Raw genomic sequence first — 21740 nt, 5'->3', positions numbered from 1 at the left:
TGCAATATTTTTAATATAAATTATATATTATATTTTCTTAATTTCCATATCTCAGACAACATCTTAACATACCCACCCTTATACCAAGTTTTGTTAGCTTTTATAAGAGCTTGTCCTAGTTTATAAGAAAGATGATTTTTAAGTTTTAAGGCTTCTTGATAATCAGGATAATCTTCTAATGGAGGTAGTTTTAGGGAAGGATCTTTTTTTATTTTTTCTTGGTAGATTTTTTGTTCTTGTTTGTGTTTATCTTTGATGTAAGATAATACAAAAGGCATTCTTATATAACCTAGTATAGATTTAGAATTAACTATCATAGCTTGACCTAGTTTATAAGAGAGTTGATTTTGAATTCTTGTTTTGGTTGTGCCATATTTAGTTTGGAAGGATAGTTTCGATTGGATTTGATTAAGCTGAGATAATTTAAAGTTAATAATTTGTTCTTTTTCTTTTATGATTTCATTTTTCTTTTGAATAACATTAGTATTATCTTCAATAATTTTATTTTTTTTCTTAACAACATCGGCTACAAATTCTGCTATTTTATCCCAGTATTCTGGTTTCATTTCTTTAAGTTCATAATTTTCTTTATAATTACTCAAGTCTTTTTTTGGAAATAATCTTTCTTTGTGAGGAAAGAATTCCTTTCTTACCCATTCGTTTGATTCTTCAAAATAATCAAGATAAGATTGTATGATTTTTTTCGGTGGACAGAACTTTATAAATGGAGATTTGGAAATAAAATATCTATTATATAATTCCATAAATTCATTATAATTACTATTCTGATTATTTAAAGCTTTACAAAGCTCAACTCCTATTAAATCTAAACTTTCATTCTGTTTTAAAGGTACTGCAAAATTATCATCCCATTTTAAATCTATAGAATATATAAAATCTTTCAGCAAATCCCTTTGAAAAAATTCATTTTTATCAAAGAGTTTTACTATTAAATTTTTTTTACCAAAAATTTCAGAATACTTTTGGCACAACCATTTGTTATTAAAAATATATTGCCTATCATACTCCCAAGGATTAATAAAACAAGGTATAGAATAATAATTTGTTTTTATTAATTGTGTAGATAAAGATATTAAAAGATCACTGGTGCTTCTTAAATATAAGATTAAAATAATTCTATTAAAACCCAATTCTTTAAAAAATTTCTTTAAAATTTTTATATATTTAATATCATAAAAATGCCAAGTAATTCCTTCGGTAGAAAATATAAAGTCTCTTTTAGCTTGAAGAACTTCTTCTTTTAAGGCGTAAAATAATTTTAGTCTAGAACGATATTTTAAAATTCTCTCAAAACTAATTTTCTCCCAATTAGGATTATTTCTAAATTCAAAACAAAAATTAACAAGAACATTGTGTCTAGTATGAGATTCTATTGAATTTGCATAAATTGTGTTTTGTATTTCTAGTTTTTCTCGATTCAAATATAAAAAATCTTGTATAGAAGTTGTTCCTGTTTTCGGAGTTCCTATATGCACATAAGCAGTCATTTAATTCTCCCATTTAAAAATCTCAAAATCATATCTACATTCTCATTAAGATCTTCTTTTATTATGTGTATATGTGGATTTTTAGGTTTTTCATAAGGGCTATCTATACCTGTGAAATTTTTAATCTCTCCATTTCTTGCTTTTTTATAAAGTCCTTTTGGATCTCTTTTTTCACAAATTTCCAAAGGTGTATCAACAAATATTTCTATATATTCACCCTCATCTAAAAGATCTTTTATAAGCTTTCTATCTTTTTCAAAAGGTGATATAAAAGCACAAAGAACTATCATACCAGCATCTACAAAAAGCTTGCATACTTCTCCTATGCGTCTTATGTTTTCTACTCTTGAAGCTTCATCAAAACCCAAGTCTTTATTAAGTCCATGGCGGATATTATCTCCATCTAAAAGATAGGTATGAAAACCTTGCTCAAAAAGTTTTTTTTCAACCGCATTAGCCAAAGTAGATTTACCACTACCACTAAGTCCACTAAACCATAAAACACATGGTTTTTGATTTTTAAGTTTAGCTCTTTGAGTTTTTGTAATGCTACTTGTATGCCAAGTTAAATTTTTACTCATTTTTTTCCTTAAAAAATAAAAAATACCGGCGTTATAGTTAAAACAATAGCTGAATAAGTCAAAGAAACTATCCATCCTATTTTTATAAAATCAGTAGTTTTATACCCACAAATTGAACCTACCATCAAGTGAGTTTGATAACCATGTGGCATTAAAAATGCACAACTTGCCCCATAAGCAACCGCTAATATAAACGGAGTTGGATTAACTTCAAGTGCCAAAGCAGTACTATAAGCGATAGGAAAAGCCAAAGCTGCAGCAGCGTTATTGGTAATGATTTCAGTTAAAAGCAAAGTTAGAAGATAAATTCCCACAAAACTACCATATAATCCATACACCCCAAAAGTTCCTATAATAAACTCGGCCAAATCTTTAGCTAAACCACTATCAACTAAAACTTTAGTTATAGCTAAAGAAGATCCTACTATGATAAAAATTTCCAAAGGAAAGCGTCTTTTTACTTCATCAAAACTTATGATTTTAAATATAAATAAACAAGCTAAAAACACTAGCAATGCTTTAAGTAAAGACACTAATTCCAAAGCCGATAAAGCGATAATAGTTAAAAATACAAAAATCACTATAAAACTTTGGATGTTACTTAACTTTTGATTTTGCATGATATTTGAGATAATATAAAAGTTTTTATTGATATTATCTCTTGAGTGAAAATCCTTACCCGCGCTTAAAATAAGCCTATCTCCAACTTGCAATAAGCTTTGACCAATTTTTGAAATATTTTTTGAGCCTCTTTTTAGAGCCACAATCCCTGCATCAAATTTAGCTCTAAAGTTTGCTTCCTTAACACTTTTTCCTATCAAGTTTGACTCAGAATTTATAACAACATCTACCAAATTTAATGTTTCTAATTTCAAATCTTGCGAGCCAATTTGCAAGCCATCAAATTTTTTCAAAACTTCTAAATGTGTAATATCTCCACTAAAAACTAATACATCTTCTTCTTTAATAAGCTCACTATGACTAACAGGTGTGATAAGCTCATCTTTTCTTTGAATTTCAAGTAAAAACAAAAACTCTAAATTTCTTAAGCCATTTTCTTGTATAGTTTTTCCCACTAACGAGCTATTTTTCAATACTTTAGCATTGATTAAATACTCATTAATGACATTTTCTTTTTCTTTATACTCAGGCAATAAAAAGTTAAAAATTAAAAGCACTATAAGCACACCAATACTTATACAAAAACCCACTGCAAAAAAATCAAAAATCTTTAAACTTTGCAAGCCATTTTGCACTACAAAAGAATTGACTATCAAGTTAGTTGAAGTACCTATCAAAGTCATCGTTCCACCAACTATGGAAAAATATGAAAGTGGAATGAGTAGTTTAGAAGGAACTTGAAATTTGTTATTTTTTATAATACTCATAAAACTTGCCACTACTGCAGTATTATTTAAAAAAGCTGAAATACTAGCTGTAACAACTCCAAGCTTTAAAAGCGATAAATGATAATTTTTACCTATGATGAATTTAGAACACCAACTTATCACAACGCTTTTTTCTATAGCCAGTGAAACTAACAAAAGCAAAATAAGCACAATCAAAGATTCGCTCGTATAAGAGCTAAGCCAAGTGTTCAAATTTAAATACCCCAAAAGATAATAAAGCACAGCTACACTACCAAATAAAATAAAAGGTTTAATTTTATTACTAATTAACAAAATAAGCAAAATTAAAATACTTAATGCAACAATAATTTTCATATTTTTTTACATCCCCACTCAGGATAGTTTTTTCTAATGTAAGCATTAAGTTCTATTTCTGCTTGAGTGTAAATTCTACTCTTTTCTTCGCTTGCTAAAATTTCTTCTACCATACCCGCTGCTAAGGTTTCATTAGAGTATTTATCTATAATGATAAAGCTTCCTAAAGTTTTATTGTCCTTATAAGCTTTAAGGGCTGTTTTTTTATTAAGCTTTAAGGTGCATTTAGCAATATCATTGAGTTTTAATTCATCGCTTTGAAATTCTTTGAAAGTATTAATGTCTTTTTTAAAATCAATTTTTTCAAATACTACATTAGTAGTTAAATTAGCTATTTTGATAAGATAGTTTTCATTTAAATTAAACTTAACCTCACTCATCCATATTACCATAGCTTTAAAAGAATTTGAAATTTCTATGCTATGATTTTTAGAAGCTATTACATCGCCTCTTGAAATGTCTATCTCATCTTCTAAAGTTAAAGTTATAGCACTTGGAAAGCTAGTATTTTTAGCACTTTTAACTTTTTCATTTTTACTAGGTATATTTAGGCTTTTAATGCTAGGCGTGATAATTTGTTTTATTTTGCTTGTTTTTAAGGAAGGTAAAATCACAACTTTATCTTTAACATTTATACTACCACTAGCAATATTTCCACAAAAGCCTCTAAAATTTAAATGAGGGCGATTGACATATTGCACACTCATGATAAACTCATCACTCAAGCTAGTAGCAATAGGCAAAGTATCCAAAAGCTCAGATAAGGTTTTTCCACTATACCAAGGCATATTAATGCTTTTAAAAGCTATGTTATCTCCATCTAATGCACATATAGGAACAAAGTGGGTTTTAATACACTCATGATTTTTTAAGTATGGTAAAATTTCTTGATAATTTTTGCAGATTGTATTAAAAATTTCTTGATTATAATCAATCAAATCCATTTTATTAACAGCAATAATAAATTGTTTTATGCCAAGCAAACTCGCTATATAAGAATGCCTTTTAGTTTGAGTTAAAACCCCTTTTCTAGCATCTATAAGTATGATAGCAATATCAGCTGTGCTAGCACCTGTTGCCATGTTTCTAGTGTATTGTTCATGGCCTGGGGTATCTGCTATGATGAATTTTCTTTTTTCACTTGTGAAAAATCTATATGCTACATCTATAGTTATACCTTGCTCTCTCTCGCTTGCAAGACCATCTACTAAAAGCGCAAAATCAAGCTTTTTTCCTGCATTACCAAGCTTTTTACTATCTTTTTCTAAAGATAAAATTTGATCTTCAAAAAGCATTTTCGCATCATAAAGCATTCTACCTATAAGGGTAGATTTGCCATCATCTACACTACCACAAGTGATAAATCTACAAAGCTCTTTATTTTCATGTTCTTTTAGGTATTTTTCTACATTTGTTTTCATCAAAAATACCCCTCTTTTTTCTTTTTTTCCATACTTGCTTCTTCATCAGTGTCTATAAGTCTACCTTGTCTTTCACTTGTTTTAGAAAGCAAAAGTTCTTCGATGATTTCTAAGACATTGCTAGCACTTGAGTTTATAGCTCCAGTTAGTGGGTAGCAACCTAGGGTTCTAAAACGGACCAATTCTTCTTTAGCATTTTTAGCAAGTTCTTTTGGCATACGCTCATCATCGACTAAAATTTTAGCTCCCATGTACTCTACCACCGGTCGCTTTTTAGCAAAATAAAGACTTGGCAAAGGAATATTTTCTTTATAAATATACTGCCATATATCAAGCTCAGTCCAATTGCTAAGTGGAAAAACTCTTATGGATTCACCTTTTTTATGACGAGCGTTGTAAATATCCCATAATTCTGGGCGTTGATTTTTCGGATCCCATGAGTGGTTTTCATCACGAAAAGAATAAATTCTTTCTTTTGCACGCGATTTTTCTTCATCGCGTCTTGCACCACCAAATACTGCATCAAACTGATATAAATCAAGCATTTGTTTTAAACCTTGCGTTTTAGCAATATCTGTATGCATAGATGAGCCATGTGCAAATGGAGAAAGATTTAATTCTTTGATTTTAGGATTTTGATAAACTATAAGCTCCATGCCAAGCTCTTTGGCGCGTTTGTCTCTAAAATCTATCATCTCTTTAAATTTCCATGTAGTATCTACATGCACTAAAGGAAGTGGAGGTAAGCTTGGATAAAATGCTTTTTGTAAAAGATGAAGCATAACCGAACTATCTTTACCTATACTATAAAGCATAGCTGGTTTTTCAAATTCAGCTATCACCTCACGGATGATATGAATAGACTCTGATTCTAAATATTCTAAATAACCTATATAATATTCAAAATTTTTAAGGCAATATGTTTGAGTAATTTTATAATCCATGTTAATATAAAGTTCTTTATAATTATTTTATAACCAAATACTATCATTCATAAAATACAATTTTATAATTCTAATCTATCATATCTTTTAATTAAGAAACTAATAACAAAAAAAAGATTTAATATAAAAAATTTTCACTACTAAAACAATATAAAAGCTACAGTAAGCAAACTCTTCTTTTATGTCTAAAGAATCATTTCATTATACAATACTTTCGCTTAATATTTATTTATAAATTTTATCTAAAACCATGATCATAGACTATTGAATCATATATCTACTAATATTAACTTTTTAATAAAATCATCAAAACTCTTACATATCTTAATAAGCTAAATTTTACACATCTTACTCTAATATAAAAATTAATGGCAACATTTTGAATTTGCAATTTAATTTATTAATATATAAAATATTACTTTATAACCTATATAAATTTTCATAAAAATACACAATAATAATCAAAAAATTTTATTTTATAACAATTTTATTTAATATTATTAAACTTATAATCTCCAAAAAATTAATTTTCTATTGTATTTCCAAGTAATTAAATAATATTTCAATGGCTTTTTCATACTATATTGCTCTATAATATTTTTATCACAAAAATTATCATAATTTCAATGAAAAATTATACTATAGGTAATCATCTTTAGAATCAGCAACTTATCAATATATACATTATAAAACAACAAAGGACTTAAATAAATAATACTGTTATCACTATACTACAATTTAATATTATAATCCATCATCAGAATGATTATAGTAATAAACAATTCAAACATTAATATAATCATCAAAATAAAAAAATATTACATTAGATTCTTCTTTAAAATTTTTTTATTAAACATACTATATAAATTACATAAACTCATATTCACTTTATAATAATTTCAGATGTATTGTCAAAATTATAGCAATATTAACTTTTTATCAATTTTAATTATTATTACTAAAAAAGTAATTTTTCAAACATCTAAAACATACCGACGCAAGAATAATTTATCTTTATAATTCTTATAGTTTAAATCTGTTTTAGTGATTTAAGGTATACAACCATCTAAACAATTTTGTCACATATAAAACAATATAGATATCATACAAGTAAATCTTCTATAACCAATGTATTTTTCAAAAATATTTCATCAATTTTTAATAAAATATATTTTTGTTTATATTGAAGATAACCATATATATAACTCAAACTCTCTACCATTATACATCATTTATTTTGATAAAAATTTATAAAAAACATATTACAGACAAATTATATATCTCAAAACTTTAACAAATGATTTAATCTAACATTTTTATAGTGGAATATTTTACTGCTTATAGATAGCACAAAAATCAATAATTTTAGCAAAAACTTTTGTCATACTTAAATAAAACTATATACAAAACCATACCGATGGTTTTATTCCAATATTCCAAGAATAATCTACTTTTTAATATAAAGGTAAAAGTCTAAATCGTATTCTAATTTAAAAAGAAATAACACATTTTATAATATCATATATCTTTATTATACTATTGTTTTATATCAATATTTTTTATATTTTCATTATTTTATCTCATGCAAAAATCTTTCAATTTTTTTTATAGATTCATCTATAGAATAAAATAATCTATGTCCTTTTAAAGGGACAACTTCTAAAGAAATATTAATATTATTTTTTAAACATGTCTCAAAAAAATATTTTCCTTGTTCCTCTAAATAACCTTTGTAATCAAACCTAGACTGAATTATAAAAAATAAAGGATTGCACTCTGGTTTTTTTTTATCTAATAAATTTGTTAAATCATTATAAATAGAAATATTATTGCCAAAAATTGGCTGAAAATATTTAATCATTCCGCTATTTGAGTAAGTGCTACCTAAAAGTTTTATTTGAGGTATATTTGCAAATACAACATCTGCTTTCAATAAAATACCATGTAAAATAGCACCGTACCCTCCCATGCTAGAACCCCAAAAGACCATCTTTTTGATATTGTGTTTTTGTTTAATTGATAAAATTAATTGATGCAACAACTCCTTAACAAAAAAAATTCCATTTTCTCCAAGCCACCAAGAACCACAATTTTCAACACCAAAGTTATCAATAGGACACAATATATGATAGAATTCATTTTTATAATTACTGGGTTTAGAATTAAATGTATGTCCATGAAAAATAACCAATAAAGGTGCATCTTTACGCTTTGAAAGTGTAAATTTATAATACATTTTTTTATTATTCTTTTCAATATAAGCTATTTCTTTGTTTTTTAGTAAAGAAATATAATCCAACTGCCATTTAAACATTAACTTATTATAATGGAAAGCTTCCAATCCCCATTTATGCTGTGGGTCGGAATATATTATAGATTTTGGATATTCGATTACTTTTGTATTTGGCAGATTTTTTATAAAATAATTATACATTTTGTCTAAATCTGTATTTACCTTATCAATAAATTCTTGCGTATAATTTTTATTTAATATGCTTTCTTCTCCAACTTTTATCGTCCAATAAAATTTATTTAAAAATATCTTATCCTCTAGAGAATTCGTTTTAATAAAGTCAATAAATTTTTTAAAACCTTTTTTCCATAAACTCATTTTTTTTTCAGAAAATTGTTTTACTATTTGATACTGATTTGGCTTGTAAAGAGCTTTTTTATATTCATTACTCAATGTGTGGATATATTCATTAAAAACAGATAAATTTAACCTCTCATCAATTAAATCGATAAGTAAAACATCAAAATCACTATTAAGAATTTTTTTAAAGGTTGTTTTGCTCATGTCATTTAATACCATTTTTTGATGATACGGGGAAAGAATATTTTTAATAATTTTTTGATCAACATAAGGTTTTGAGGTAAAACTTGCAAAACTTGTTCTTGCTATATAACCTACAATCTGAAAATCTTTTTTATCAGCCAACTCAAATGGATCCTTAGAAGGACAACTACCAAGTATAAAAACTTTTATTGTTTTATTCATACAAAACATCCTTATTAATCGCTCAAAAAAATATCAAATTTAAAATCTTAAATCAACCAAGCAAAAATAATTTTATATTCATTAATTTTTATAATTAATAAAATCACTAGAATAAGTTAAATAAAAAACATTATCTAAACATATACCATTATGACAAAATTTCAAAACATTAACACTCTCTTTTGTATTTATTCTTCTGGATATATAATTTTCTTCTATATATACATTACTAATGTTATCTTGATATACTAAATGTAATATCTTATTTTGTCCTATGATTTTTACACATTTATTCAATTCATCAATTATAATTTTTTTATTTTTTGGAATAATAAAATTAGTTATATAAGAAACATCATTTTTTATAACTATACTTTCTAATTTTTTATTAAGTATTTTACACTTATCAATTATAGTAAAAATCAAATTATTCTTGTCATATTCTATACTTCTATAATTTTCGAAACCATCGAACATATAAGAATATCCTTCAAATCTATAAATATTTTCATTAGATAAATTATTAATATGAGTTTTTAAAGACCTGCTTAAATTTCTATGAGCTTTAAAATTATTTGGATAAGTTAAATTATGGGAAAAATGAGATCTTAAATATCTTCTAAACTCATCCTTTTCAGCATACTCATATAAACCGCTATCAACGAACCATTCTTCATTATCATAAAATAAAGTAAAACTTAAATCATCATCATGTCTATGATAATTACTTATATGTTTGCATTTAAAAACCAAATTTAATTTATTATCAAAGTCTTTTATAATTGCATATCCTGAATCATTTAAAAATAATAAATCTTTATCAGGTTTTACACCTTCTTTTCCATTACTTATCAAATATATATAATTTTCATATTCTTTACAATTATGCATTGACAATTTATTTAACAAAAGGTTATTTATCTTAAATATAGTAGTATCACCAATAAGGGGCAAATTTCCATTAAATTGAACAAAATATCCTAAAACTAAACAAGATTTTTTTAATAAATCTAATGGAAAATATATTTTAGTATTTTCTTTTTCATACTTATATCCAATATCTAAAGCTCTTAAAACCTGAGAAATACCATAAGATAAATAAGCTGGACTATTCTCTTTGTGACCACCATCATCACAAAAAGCAAATCTAAGTTCATCATTAATTCTATTTGTTGCAATATTTCTTATATCTAATACATTATTAACTTCTAAAAAAAAAGATGCTTCATATAAAGATAAGCTTTGATCTAATCCATGGTTTGTATTTTTAGAATAAAACTCATCTAATAAAAGCTTATTAACATCTATTGTTAAAATTTTTTGAAAAAGTAAAAATTCATCTTTACTTATACAACTTTTTATGATACTTAAAATTTTTGATATATTAGAAGCTCTTAATGCTGTAGCATGATCGTGGAATATCCAAGGATTATCTAATTTGTCATTGCAAGATAAATACCACGAATTTAAAATATCAAATATAATATCTTTTATATTTTTATCTTTTGTATCAATATAAAAATAAGCCAAATCTAATAAATATTCCATTTTATGCAATATAAAAATATAATTTGTATGATTATATGGATTATACGTCCAATCTATAGTATTAAAATTTATATCTTCATAATTAGCCAATCTTAAAATTTTGTTTTTAATTAAATACTGCAAATCATCTTTATTCATAATTTACTTCCTATAATTAAAATATCATTTTCTATTAATCCATATTTTCTATATCCTGCAATATCTTTAGAATTTACAATATCCACATGATAACCTATATTTTTCAATTTCTGTATAAAATCCTTACCATAAGTTCTGGTTGAATACCTTGGATTATAACCTATACTCCCATCATCTAATAATATTGTTTTTCCATCTGATAAATTCATAGGATAATCAAAACTTATTGCTTTCATCTTATCAAAATCAGCTCTATTATATCTTTCAATGGTTTTATCATCATATAAATCTCCAACCCAAAGTATTAATTTACCATTTTTAGATAATAATCTATACATTTCTTTCAAACATTTATCATCATCTAATACATGAATTAAAATACCTATACATATAATAATATCAAAATAATTATCCTTAAAAGGTATATTTTCCAATGGATACTTATACATAGAATCAGAAAATGGATCAGAAGTTATATAATTAACTTGATTTAATAATTTTAATTTATCATATACACACATAGCAGGACCTATGTGCAAAATATTTTTATCTTTCATAATATCTATATGTAAATTTCTTTTTAAATACAAATATTTAAATCTCATTCTCTCTAATGATCTACATTTTGGACAAATAGCATTTTTTCTATTTCTATATTCTTGAAAAGAAACTTTATTTTCACATATAGGACAAATATTTTCTCCATTATTATATTCTATGATATTTTTTGGGACAAAATCCTTCTCACTAACTAAACATTCTTCAATTTCTTCTTTTTTTAAATCTTCAAATAACACATTTTTAAATTCATTATTATCTGAAATATTCTTGCAAAAAATTTCAAATTCTTTAATCAAGTTATCATTAACTCCTATTGCATATCTATTGCCCGTAAATTTTAATTTCGATTTTAATCTTTCATCATTTCCTTTATACCATTTTATAAACGAAAAAGAATGTAACATTACTATTATATTTTCAAGACCATTAAATCTATGCGTATTCATTATATTTAACATATCGTTTGCATTTCCTTGGGCATTTAAATCTAACTTTGTAAGATAACCAAATAAAAAATTTGTAGTTACTGGAAATTCAATAATATTATTATATTTTGTTATTTTGTTAATAGAGTTATAAATTATATTCTGTTTATAAGAAACAAAAGCTGAAGAATCATATTTAAAGCCACAAATTTCTAATGCCTTAAAAGTGTCCATATTTATTTGGTATCCACCTCCTCTAAAAGATAATGGATATTTTCCAATAATATTAAATATAAAATTTTTGCCATAATTTAAAATATCAACTTGCTCATTTAAAGAATATTCTATTAAATTATTTTTCCATTTAGATGATGAATTTGCATGATAATGTAATCCAACTTCATGTCCTCTATCATTTATATCTTTAATTATTCTTTCAATAACTCCATTAAAATTTTTATGCTCATATATATTTACGAAAAATACACCTTTTAAACTATATTTTTCTAATATATCCATAATCAAATAAACACCGCATTGTTTTTCTAATCCTTCTCCTGTTAAAGCAAAAGGTATATTTTTAACATGCTGTTCTGTATCTATTGTTATAAAAAAATTTGTAGATTTTATTGAAGTTAAATCATTTTTATTAAAATTATTTATATATTTATTGGTTTGAATATTTTCTATATTTTTAATTTTATCATCCATAATAATAGTTTTATCATCACAAAAAGAAACAACACTATTAATCAAATTTTTATAAGAATAGTTTGAAAATTCAACAACCATAGGATAATCATACTTATTACAAAAAATTATTTTTTCATCAAAACATAATTTTCCAATTCTATAACTTTTATATCCACTCCACTTTAATTTATCACTATATTCTATATTATCATAATTTTTAACAAGTCTTTTAGTTTCATTTCTAATAAAATATAAACACGATTTTGGATAATTTTTTGTATTTCTCCAAGTACTAAATAATAAATAAGTTCTTCTAAATTTATTTGTTATAGTTATATACGAATTAACTTGAGAACCAATATTGCTACCTATGGAATCATCAAAAACAATTTTTTTATTTAAATTGAAAATCTTAGTAGGGCCATCTTGACATAATAAAAGCTCTTTATTTTTTACCATTAATTTATAATATAAACCACATGTAACTTCTTTGGAAATTTTTTTAATTTTTCCAAAAATACCAATTTGAGAAATAATTTTTATTATAGACTCTTTGTATTTTTTTATACTAACATATATATATGGTTTTAAATATGCTATAGAAAGTATTTTTACGTTTTCATCCAAAATTACATTTATTTTATTATTGACACTTATAGATAGTACAATTGATTGATTTTTATCACAACTATCAAATAAAAACAACCCTTGTTTTTTATTTATTTTAAGATATTCCTCTAAAATAGGATATTCATATGTATATATAACAACATTATTAAATATATCGATAATGTTATATAGATTCTCTTCATTTTTAGCAGAACAGTATAACTTGTTATTTAATTGCCATATAGATATACAATATAAATTAATCTTGTATTCTCTTGAATAATCCTCCAAAGAATTAATATTAATTTTATTACAATCGTATATCACAAACAATTTATTTCTCTTTACATAATAAATATGATTATCTATTATTTCTAAATAATCAATATCTTTTATTTGTATTTTAAAAATACTAATAATATCTTGTTTAAAAATTTTGCGTATATATTTCTTAGCACCATTAAACATTTTTTTCCTTTTTATTTTCTGTATTAATAAATTATATTATATCATTACTTATAAACAGTATAATTTAGACTAAAGTGTATTTGCTGCTTAAAATTACAAAATAGATTAAAACTAATAATATAGCATTCTTCTTTACTTTTGTTATTTTTTAAAACTACAATTTACATTAATTTTTAATATTTAAAATAAAATCTATATTAATAACAAAATACAACTTATTTTTTGCCTTTTTACATAGAAAATTTATAATATATCATGCACTATTATATACTTTTAAAATAGCCACAAATTACCAATAACATCTTATACTATCAAACATTTAAAAACACATCCACTGGTACAGGGAATTTAAAATAATTTTATATTACTATATCCAATTCTTTGGATATAGTAATATCTTTATCACATTGCTGTCTAACTCTTTTTGCAGTATTTGCGGATAATTTCATAAATTCATCTGGGTTTTTATATAAAAACTCGATTGCATCAGCTAATGCTTTTGTATTTTCAGGTTCTACTAAAATTCCACATTCATTGTCTACAAATTCTGGAATTGCTGCAATGTTATTAGTAATCGGAACTAAACCACTTGACATAGCTTCAATTCTCGATACACCTTGAGAATCCCATCTACTTGGATTTAAAAAAATACCATATTGTTTATGCAAATTTGATATTTCTTTTTGGGTTAGAAATCCTTTATGCAAGATAATATTTTTAAAATATTTCAAATCATTAGTTAATTCATCAAATAACACTCCATCGCCGGCTATAAAAAATTCCAAATCTTTAAAAAAATCTCTTTTGCTAAGCTCCAAAATAGCCTCAATACTTAAATCATTTGCATATTTTCTTGAGACAAAAGGGCTAATAGAAAGAATTTTTTTTCTATCATTTTGTGATTTAGGTAAATAATTAAACATTGAAGTATCTATAGGATTATATACGATGGTATATTTGCTAGAATCTAATGATATTTTTAAGTCCCCTAAACTTTCTTTTTTAAAATACTCACTTACAAAAATAAAATGCATATTTTTATAATTTGCATTGAAAATTTTTGTCCAAAATTTCACTCTTTGATCAGAAAGTTTTTTTTGTCTATGAATTTCTATTTCGCTATATCTTTCAAATTCAAATTCTCTTCTTTGCCAAATTTGAATTTCAGCACCATGAATCCAAACAGTAATTTTGATTTTATCTACAAATTTCTCCAAAACATTCCACATATTTTTATCTAAAAAATGAACCAAAATATGGTCATATTGTCCACTTGCCAAAGTTTCTTCTAAAACATCATTAGTGGCCATCATCACATCAATATCTTCAAATTCTCTACATTCATACTTTTGTGTATTGCTAAGCCTAAAAACATCAACCAAAACACCCTTTTCTTTATATGCCTTTATTCTTGAGTGTAAAAAGCCGTATTTGTATAAATCATCATAAGAAGGATACTGTTTAGTTAATACCAATTTTTTACTTCTAGAAAGAAGTGCAAAAGGCTGGGGATTTAGAAAATCTAAAATCAGATTGTCTATTTGAAATTTACCAGTGCCTTGAATACGCAAGCCAAAACGGATAAATTTACACTCTTTAGGTATAGCTAAAGTTTGAATATCTCCAGCTTTGTTAATACTATGAGAAATTTTTTGATAATTTTCATCTTGAAATTCAAAAACTGTTTTAAAATCTTCGTTTGAGAATATACCTTGGAGTAAAAATTGAGAATTTTTTACCATATTAAAAGTTTCTCTTGTAAAAGAATTTTTAAAATAAAAATATTTATGTATTTCACTAGGTAATTTTGATTCAATTATAAATTTACTTTTATCATCAAACAAAAATTTAATTTTAGAACTTATCGGTTTTTCTATATTATCATATATAAATTTAGCATCCATTTTAATCAAATCAGGAGTTTCATAAGTTTCCTTCAATACACCTTTAAAATTTGATGATATATTAAGATCTTTAATACTTATCCCAGAATACACTTTATCTATACTAGACACATATTCTTGTTGATTTTTAGTAAGTAAAACACCATTTTTACAATAATTAAAACAATCAATAGCAAACATATTTTCAATTTGATATGAAAATTCTTTATTAAGAAAAGCTGATAATAATCCTTTGTTGATATATTCTACTTTTACAAAAGATGAAGTAATAAAAAGTTGTTTTACTTTTTTATATTCGCAATCTTTGTTTTCTAAATATACCTCTCCATCGTTGAAATTATAAAAACTATATTTTCCAAAAGCATTAAAATTAGAATACTTTAGAGTTAAAGTTAGATCTAGTAAATAATTTTCATTATAATAATCTTTAATATCCATCATTCCAAAATAAGCTTGATATTTATCTTTTAAATATTCATATAATTTTTCTTGATCTGAAAAAAACCTATATTTTTCATCTTGAAGCTCTAGCCTCTCTTTGCTATATATTAATAACTCAATATCTTGGTTTTCTTTTTGAGAATAATAAATATCCAATGCCCTTGTATATTCCTCTTGCGAATTTATATGTATTAATATATAAAATTTATGCTTGGATTCAAATTGTTCTTTGTAAACAACAGAAGCTATAAAATTCAATCTATCTGTATAAGTATGTTCTTTCATCACTTTTCTTAAAGCATTTAATTTTATCTTCTTATAATACATCTCATCTTCACATACTAGTTTTAATTTATTTTTTAACTCATTCACATTATCAGATGATATTACTAAATCACCAAAAAAATTTCTTAAAGCTCTAGAGAAATTACTCACAACAAAAGTATTGCACGCTATAAGCTCAAAAGCTCTTCTAGCAAACATTGTTTGAGATTGCTTGACAGTGTTCATCGTTATCCCAAATTTATAACCTTTATATGCTTTTATAATCTCATTAAAAGGTAAATTCCCTATAATCATATCTTTATAACAATCTGGAAAAGTATAATGAGGATGAGGATTATTAAAATTTCTATCATAAATACTAATATTTTTATATGATTTTACTGCACTTATAAGATTTTCAAAATCTAATTGTCTTTGAGGATATCGTAAATAATACGACCCTGCAAAATTAAATTCATCTTTACGGTCAAATTCTTCTATGGGGTTATGTATTTTTGTTTGAGCTGCAAAAGGTAAACAATACACATCTTCATGACCAACATGAAATTTATATTTTGGAATACAATCAATATCAGTTGTAAAAACAAAATCAACAGAACAAGCTATCGCTAGAAAAGTATTAAAATGAACTGGATCTTCTTTGCTCCAAAATACAGTAGCAATATTATTTTCTTTACAATATTCTATAAGCTCTTGAAGTTCTGTGGAAAATCCTGAGATTTTTAACTTCCACAAAGAATCTTTTCCTTGCCAAGCTGATTCTATAAATAATAAATCAGGTTTAAATGTTGCAACTTCATTTTTCCAATTTCCTGGACTGAGTTGTAACAAATCGCACTCGTATTTAAAGGAAGTGTATGTGAATTCATCCATTATGCAAGCAATTTTTATTGATTTTAAGGTTTTAAATGTATATTTAAAAATTTGTTTTTTTTTAAATTTTATATTTTTCTTTAATTTTATATTTTCAACACTAATTGATTTTCTTCTCTGTCTTAGCTTAAATTTTCTGTATTCTTCAAGTAAATTATATGGAAGCATTAAAATATCTTTAATATTTTTAGACTTCACTATACGATTTCCTATTCTATATGACAATGTATTTTCTATCCTTTTTATTTCCTCATCTTTTTGTTTTAATTTTAGTTTATCTATAGATGCTTTGTGTAATACTTCCTTATAATTTTTTAATTCCTGCTCTAGTTGATACTTCTCTGACTGAATATTTTCAATTTTTTTATCTAATTCGCTCTTTTGTACCTCTAGCCTGTTTATTTCTTTATATAGTTCAACATTATTTTTAGATATCATTTCAACAATTTTAGAAATTTCAGTAGATATTTTTTTACTATAATTTAAGGATTGAGTCATTCGATACGATTCTAAAGTTTTATGAAAAGATATATTGGATAATATATCTTTATCTTTTAACTGTTCTTTTGGATAATATAGGTGTGTTGGGGTTGCGTTAAAAGTATTCCAATAAACATAGTCTAATTTTTCTAATATAACATTAATTTTTCTAAATTCAGCATTATTAATAGCTTCTATATATAAAAATGGTCTATGTTTTTTTATAGTATTGATCGCACCATTTAAAACTTTAGTTTCCATTCCTTCTACATCTATTTTTAATACAGAAATATCTTTTTCAAATTTTATATCATCAAGAGGATATAAAACAATATCACCAGAATCTTTAATTTTTAAAGATTGTCCACCTAAATTTTCAGCATTTAAATTATCTAAAATTGCTGTTTCTTTTTTATCTGATAGACCAAATTCATGCAGCTTTAATTTTCTAAATCCATTCAATTCTATACTTACTTTAAGTATGTTACACAGTTCTAAATTTGCTTCAAAAGCATATATATCAAAACCATGTGCTGCAAGATATAAAGAATGATTGCCTATATTGGATCCTATATCAACTATAATGGTATCTTTTTTTGCTTTTCCTAATATATCCTGCAACATTTCATATTCATAAGGAATCATTTCGTTGTAAATTTTTTTCTGTATATAGTCTATATCTTTACCTGGAAGATAAATTTTATAACTCACTTGATCACATTTTAATAAAACAACATCAGAACCTATTTCTTTCATGGATAAACCTTAAATATTAACAAAATCTATAAGTTTATCAGATTGCATACCAATAAACTCCTTGTGCTTAACTAATATCACAACAATATCTGCTTCATCCAATGCTTGTGTCAAAGAAACCAATTTTACATTTGCCTTATCTTGTAATTTTAATGGAAGTTGTTTTATATTTGGTTCTACAGCTAATATTTGATAATTTTCTTCGTTTGCAAGCTTAATAACTATATCCAAAGCCGGAGATTCTCTCAAATCATCAATATCTGGTTTAAACGCTAAACCTAAACAGGCAATTTTAGGTTGCAGTATGTCTTTTACTTTTTCTTTAATTTTTTGTATAACAAAATTTGGTTTATTATCGTTAACCTCTCTAGCTGTTTTTATCATTTTAGCTTCATTTGGATTTTGATGTACTATAAACCACGGATCCACTGCTATACAGTGCCCACCAACTCCACAACCTGGTTGTAAGATATTTACTCTAGGATGACGATTGGCAAGATTTATAAGCTCCCATACATTTATATCCAATTTGTCGCATAAAATAGATAATTCATTAGCAAAAGCTATATTTACATCTCTAAAAGAATTTTCTGTAAGTTTTGCCATTTCCGCTGTCCTAGCATTTGTTTTAATGCACTCACCTTGAACAAAAATTTTATACAAATTTATTGCATACTCCGTGCATTTTTGCGTCATACCTCCAATAATTCTATCATTTTCAACAAGTTCTCTTATAACTTGTCCAGGTAAAACCCTTTCTGGGCAATGAGCTATCTTGATATCGGATTCTTCACTGATCTGATGAGGAAAAGTCAAATCAGGTCTTTCATCTGCGAGCCATTTGGCCATTTGTTCTGTTGCTCCAACTGGGGATGTTGACTCTAAAACCACTAAATTTCCTTTTTTTAAAACCTTTGCTATTGATTTTGATGCTGCCTTAATGTAATCCAAATTAGGCTCATAATCTTCTCCTTTAAAAGGAGTTGGTACTGCAATGATAAAAGCATCTGCTTCACCAGGTAATGTTGCTGCTTTAAGATAACCATCTTTTACAACAGCATGTACCAAAATATCTAATTCGGGTTCAACTATATGAATTTTACCTTGATTTATAATATCTACTGCTTGTTGATTTATATCTACACCCAAAACTTTAACTTTTTTACTGGCAAAAACAGCTGCTGTGGGAAGTCCTATATATCCAAGACCTATTACGCACACTTTATTAAAATTATTCATCGTTATTTATCCTTTTCACTAGTACACTTATTATTTTATCACATGCATTTCCATCTCCATAAGGATTACTTGCCTTGCTCATTTTTTTATATTCATCTTCATCATCAATCAACTCTTGAGCTGCTTTGATAATACTACTTTTACAAGTACCCACTAACTTCACTGTTCCAGCTTCTATGGCTTCTGGTCTTTCTGTTGTTTCACGCATTACTAATATAGGTTTTCCAAGACTAGGTGCCTCTTCCTGTACGCCGCCAGAATCTGTAATGATAAAATAACAATTTGACATAAGATATATAAATTCCTCATATTTAAGAGGATTTATCAAGCAAACATTAGAAATATTTGATAGAAGTGTTTTTACAGGTTTTTGAACATTAGGATTTAGATGAACAGGGTAAACTATGTCAATATTTGGATTATTAATTGCTATAGTTTTTAATGCTTCACAAATTTGCAAAAAACCTTCACCAAAATTTTCTCTACGATGTCCTGTAACTAGAATAAATTTTCTACTATCACTTATTTTATATTTATTTTCAATAGAAGTTAAAATTTTTGTCTTAAATACCATATTATTTTTTATTTTTTCCGCCATATAAAATAATGCATCAATAACCGTATTGCCAGTCACAAAAATATTCTTTTTGTCCTTCCCTTCTTTTATAAGATTTTCAGCACTCTTAGCTGTTGGGGCAAAGTGAATATCTGATAAAACACCGACAATTTGTCTATTTGCCTCTTCTGGCCAAGGATTATAAAGATTATAAGTCCTTAACCCCGCTTCAATGTGTGCTACTTTTATTTTTTGATAAAAAGCCGCCAATGCTACAACACTTGCAGTAGTGGTATCCCCATGCACCAAAACAACATCTGGTCTAAAATCATTCAATATATTTTTCATACCACAAAGAATTTTAAATGTAATATCATATAAATCTTGATTTTCACTCATGATATTTAAATCATAATCTGGCTTAATATCAAAAACATCTAAAATTTGATCTAGCATTTGTCTGTGTTGTGCGGTCACACAAATTTTAAAATCTATATCATTTCTATTTTCCATTATTTTAACCAATGGAGCCATTTTTATAGCCTCTGGTCTTGTTCCAAAAACAACTAAAATCTTTCTCATTTTCTCCAACTTTTTTTAGTTTTTTAATGCATCATAAAAATTTAAACTTTCCCTATCGCATAAAGTTGTATGATGCCTACTATTTTTTCATTTTGTGTGACGACTATTTCTTTGATTTTATATTTTAGCATAAGCTCTTCTGCCTCACTTGCCATAGCACTTGCATCTATAGTTTTTGGACTATGGCTCATAATTTCCTTTGCCTTAAAATCAAATCTTGGTTTAGCATCAGCTTTTAAAGCCCTTCTTAAATCCCCATCAGTGATAATCCCAACTAGTTTTTCATTTTCTAATACTATACAAAGTCCTAATTTCCCACTAGTCATCACATCAACCAATTCATTAAAATCACTTTCAGGATGCACGATAGGCAATTTCTTTTTAACCATCAAGTCACTAACCCTAGTCAAAAGCTTCCTACCCAAACTCCCGCCTGGATGAAACAAAGCAAAATCATCAGGTTTAAATTTCCTAGCCTTCATCAAAGCCACAGCTATAGCATCTCCCATCGCTAAAGTAGCAGTAGTTGAAGACATAGGCGCAAGTTGAAGTGGGCATGCTTCTTTTTTAACCGCTATATTTAAAAACAAATCTGCTTGTTTGGCTAGAGTTGATTTTGCATTGCCTGCCATCACAATGAGTGGAATTTTTCTTCTTTTTATAGCAGGGATGATTTTTAAAACCTCTTCAGTTTCCCCTGAATTAGATATAACCAAAAGCACATCTTCACTTGTAAGCATACCAAGATCCCCATGCAATGCCTCACCTGGATGCATAAAAAAACTTGGCGTGCCTGTGCTAGCTAAGGTTGCAGCTATTTTTGCTCCTATATGGCCTGATTTGCCCATACCACTTATCACGCATCTACCTTTAATACCCAAAATAAGCGCGACGCTCTTGCTAAAATTCTCATCCAAATTCAAAGCAAGTTCCCTAACAGAACAAGCCTCTATTTCAAAAACTTCTTTAGCTATCTCAATCGCATCAAATTTTCCCATCATTTTCC

12 protein-coding genes are annotated in these 21740 nt (G+C 26.0%); all 12 read right to left on the bottom strand.

The window, feature by feature from the left end; all coding sequences use genetic code 11:
* Nucleotides 1-20: 20 nt before the first annotated feature.
* The 12 genes from CPEL_RS09495 to CPEL_RS01555 all read right to left on the bottom strand — a co-directional run bounded on the left by CPEL_RS09495 (nucleotide 21) and on the right by CPEL_RS01555 (nucleotide 21732).
* Entirely contained in the window at nucleotides 21-1508 is a 1488-nt protein-coding gene (locus CPEL_RS09495) for a hypothetical protein (protein WP_049984557.1), read from the bottom strand.
* On the bottom strand, nucleotides 1505-2089 hold the full coding sequence (cysC, locus tag CPEL_RS01605) for an adenylyl-sulfate kinase (RefSeq protein WP_044598339.1): 585 nt from the start codon (nucleotides 2087-2089) through the stop codon (nucleotides 1505-1507). Before cysC ends, CPEL_RS09495 begins: the two co-directional genes overlap by 4 nt.
* Nucleotides 2090-2097: 8 nt before the next feature.
* A complete protein-coding gene (locus CPEL_RS01600; RefSeq protein WP_044598338.1) occupies nucleotides 2098-3813 on the bottom strand; it encodes an SLC13 family permease in 1716 nt (571 codons plus the stop codon).
* Nucleotides 3810-5234, bottom strand: a complete 1425-nt coding sequence (gene cysN / locus CPEL_RS01595) for a sulfate adenylyltransferase subunit CysN (RefSeq protein ID WP_044598337.1) — start codon at nucleotides 5232-5234, stop codon at nucleotides 3810-3812. Before cysN ends, CPEL_RS01600 begins: the two co-directional genes overlap by 4 nt.
* Nucleotides 5234-6178, bottom strand: coding sequence for a sulfate adenylyltransferase subunit CysD (cysD, locus tag CPEL_RS01590; protein WP_044598336.1), 945 nt, complete (start codon nucleotides 6176-6178; stop codon nucleotides 5234-5236). Before cysD ends, cysN begins: the two co-directional genes overlap by 1 nt.
* Before the next feature lie 1570 nt (nucleotides 6179-7748).
* Nucleotides 7749-9176 (bottom strand): DUF6270 domain-containing protein, encoded by a 1428-nt coding sequence (locus tag CPEL_RS01585; RefSeq protein WP_044598335.1) that lies wholly within the window; start codon nucleotides 9174-9176, stop codon nucleotides 7749-7751.
* Nucleotides 9177-9257: 81 nt separating this feature from the next.
* Nucleotides 9258-10862: a heparinase II/III domain-containing protein gene (locus CPEL_RS01580; RefSeq protein ID WP_044598334.1), complete on the bottom strand. Its 1605-nt coding sequence runs from the start codon at nucleotides 10860-10862 to the stop codon at nucleotides 9258-9260.
* Entirely contained in the window at nucleotides 10859-13618 is a 2760-nt protein-coding gene (locus CPEL_RS01575; protein WP_044598333.1) for a methyltransferase domain-containing protein, read from the bottom strand. The genes CPEL_RS01580 and CPEL_RS01575 overlap by 4 nt, the downstream gene beginning before the upstream one ends.
* Nucleotides 13619-13977: 359 nt before the next feature.
* Nucleotides 13978-18357: an FkbM family methyltransferase gene (locus CPEL_RS01570; protein WP_049984556.1), complete on the bottom strand. Its 4380-nt coding sequence runs from the start codon at nucleotides 18355-18357 to the stop codon at nucleotides 13978-13980.
* A gap of 9 nt (nucleotides 18358-18366) precedes the next feature.
* The gene (gene wecC / locus CPEL_RS01565) at nucleotides 18367-19596 is read right to left on the bottom strand and encodes a UDP-N-acetyl-D-mannosamine dehydrogenase (RefSeq protein WP_044598332.1); all 1230 of its coding nucleotides are present in this window, start codon (nucleotides 19594-19596) and stop codon (nucleotides 18367-18369) included.
* Entirely contained in the window at nucleotides 19589-20734 is a 1146-nt protein-coding gene (wecB, locus tag CPEL_RS01560) for a non-hydrolyzing UDP-N-acetylglucosamine 2-epimerase (protein ID WP_044598331.1), read from the bottom strand. The genes wecC and wecB overlap by 8 nt, the downstream gene beginning before the upstream one ends.
* A 41-nt stretch (nucleotides 20735-20775) precedes the next feature.
* A complete protein-coding gene (locus CPEL_RS01555) occupies nucleotides 20776-21732 on the bottom strand; it encodes a KpsF/GutQ family sugar-phosphate isomerase (RefSeq protein WP_044598330.1) in 957 nt (318 codons plus the stop codon).
* Nucleotides 21733-21740: the final 8 nt, after the last annotated feature.

This window comes from Campylobacter peloridis LMG 23910 (genome assembly GCF_000816785.1).
Lineage (GTDB): Bacteria > Campylobacterota > Campylobacteria > Campylobacterales > Campylobacteraceae > Campylobacter_D > Campylobacter_D peloridis.
The sequence above is the reverse complement of the archived record's forward strand: the minus strand, read 5'-3'. Positions and strand labels throughout refer to the sequence as shown.

Coding starts and splice junctions, on each gene's coding strand:
- CPEL_RS09495 (WP_049984557.1), bottom strand. CDS start 1,508: ATGACTGCTTATGTGCATATAGGAACTCCGAAAACAGGAACAACTTCT.
- cysC (WP_044598339.1), bottom strand. CDS start 2,089: ATGAGTAAAAATTTAACTTGGCATACAAGTAGCATTACAAAAACTCAA.
- CPEL_RS01600 (WP_044598338.1), bottom strand. CDS start 3,813: ATGAAAATTATTGTTGCATTAAGTATTTTAATTTTGCTTATTTTGTTA.
- cysN (WP_044598337.1), bottom strand. CDS start 5,234: ATGAAAACAAATGTAGAAAAATACCTAAAAGAACATGAAAATAAAGAG.
- cysD (WP_044598336.1), bottom strand. CDS start 6,178: ATGGATTATAAAATTACTCAAACATATTGCCTTAAAAATTTTGAATAT.
- CPEL_RS01585 (WP_044598335.1), bottom strand. CDS start 9,176: ATGAATAAAACAATAAAAGTTTTTATACTTGGTAGTTGTCCTTCTAAG.
- CPEL_RS01580 (WP_044598334.1), bottom strand. CDS start 10,862: ATGAATAAAGATGATTTGCAGTATTTAATTAAAAACAAAATTTTAAGA.
- CPEL_RS01575 (WP_044598333.1), bottom strand. CDS start 13,618: ATGTTTAATGGTGCTAAGAAATATATACGCAAAATTTTTAAACAAGAT.
- CPEL_RS01570 (WP_049984556.1), bottom strand. CDS start 18,357: ATGAAAGAAATAGGTTCTGATGTTGTTTTATTAAAATGTGATCAAGTG.
- wecC (WP_044598332.1), bottom strand. CDS start 19,596: ATGAATAATTTTAATAAAGTGTGCGTAATAGGTCTTGGATATATAGGA.
- wecB (WP_044598331.1), bottom strand. CDS start 20,734: ATGAGAAAGATTTTAGTTGTTTTTGGAACAAGACCAGAGGCTATAAAA.
- CPEL_RS01555 (WP_044598330.1), bottom strand. CDS start 21,732: ATGGGAAAATTTGATGCGATTGAGATAGCTAAAGAAGTTTTTGAAATA.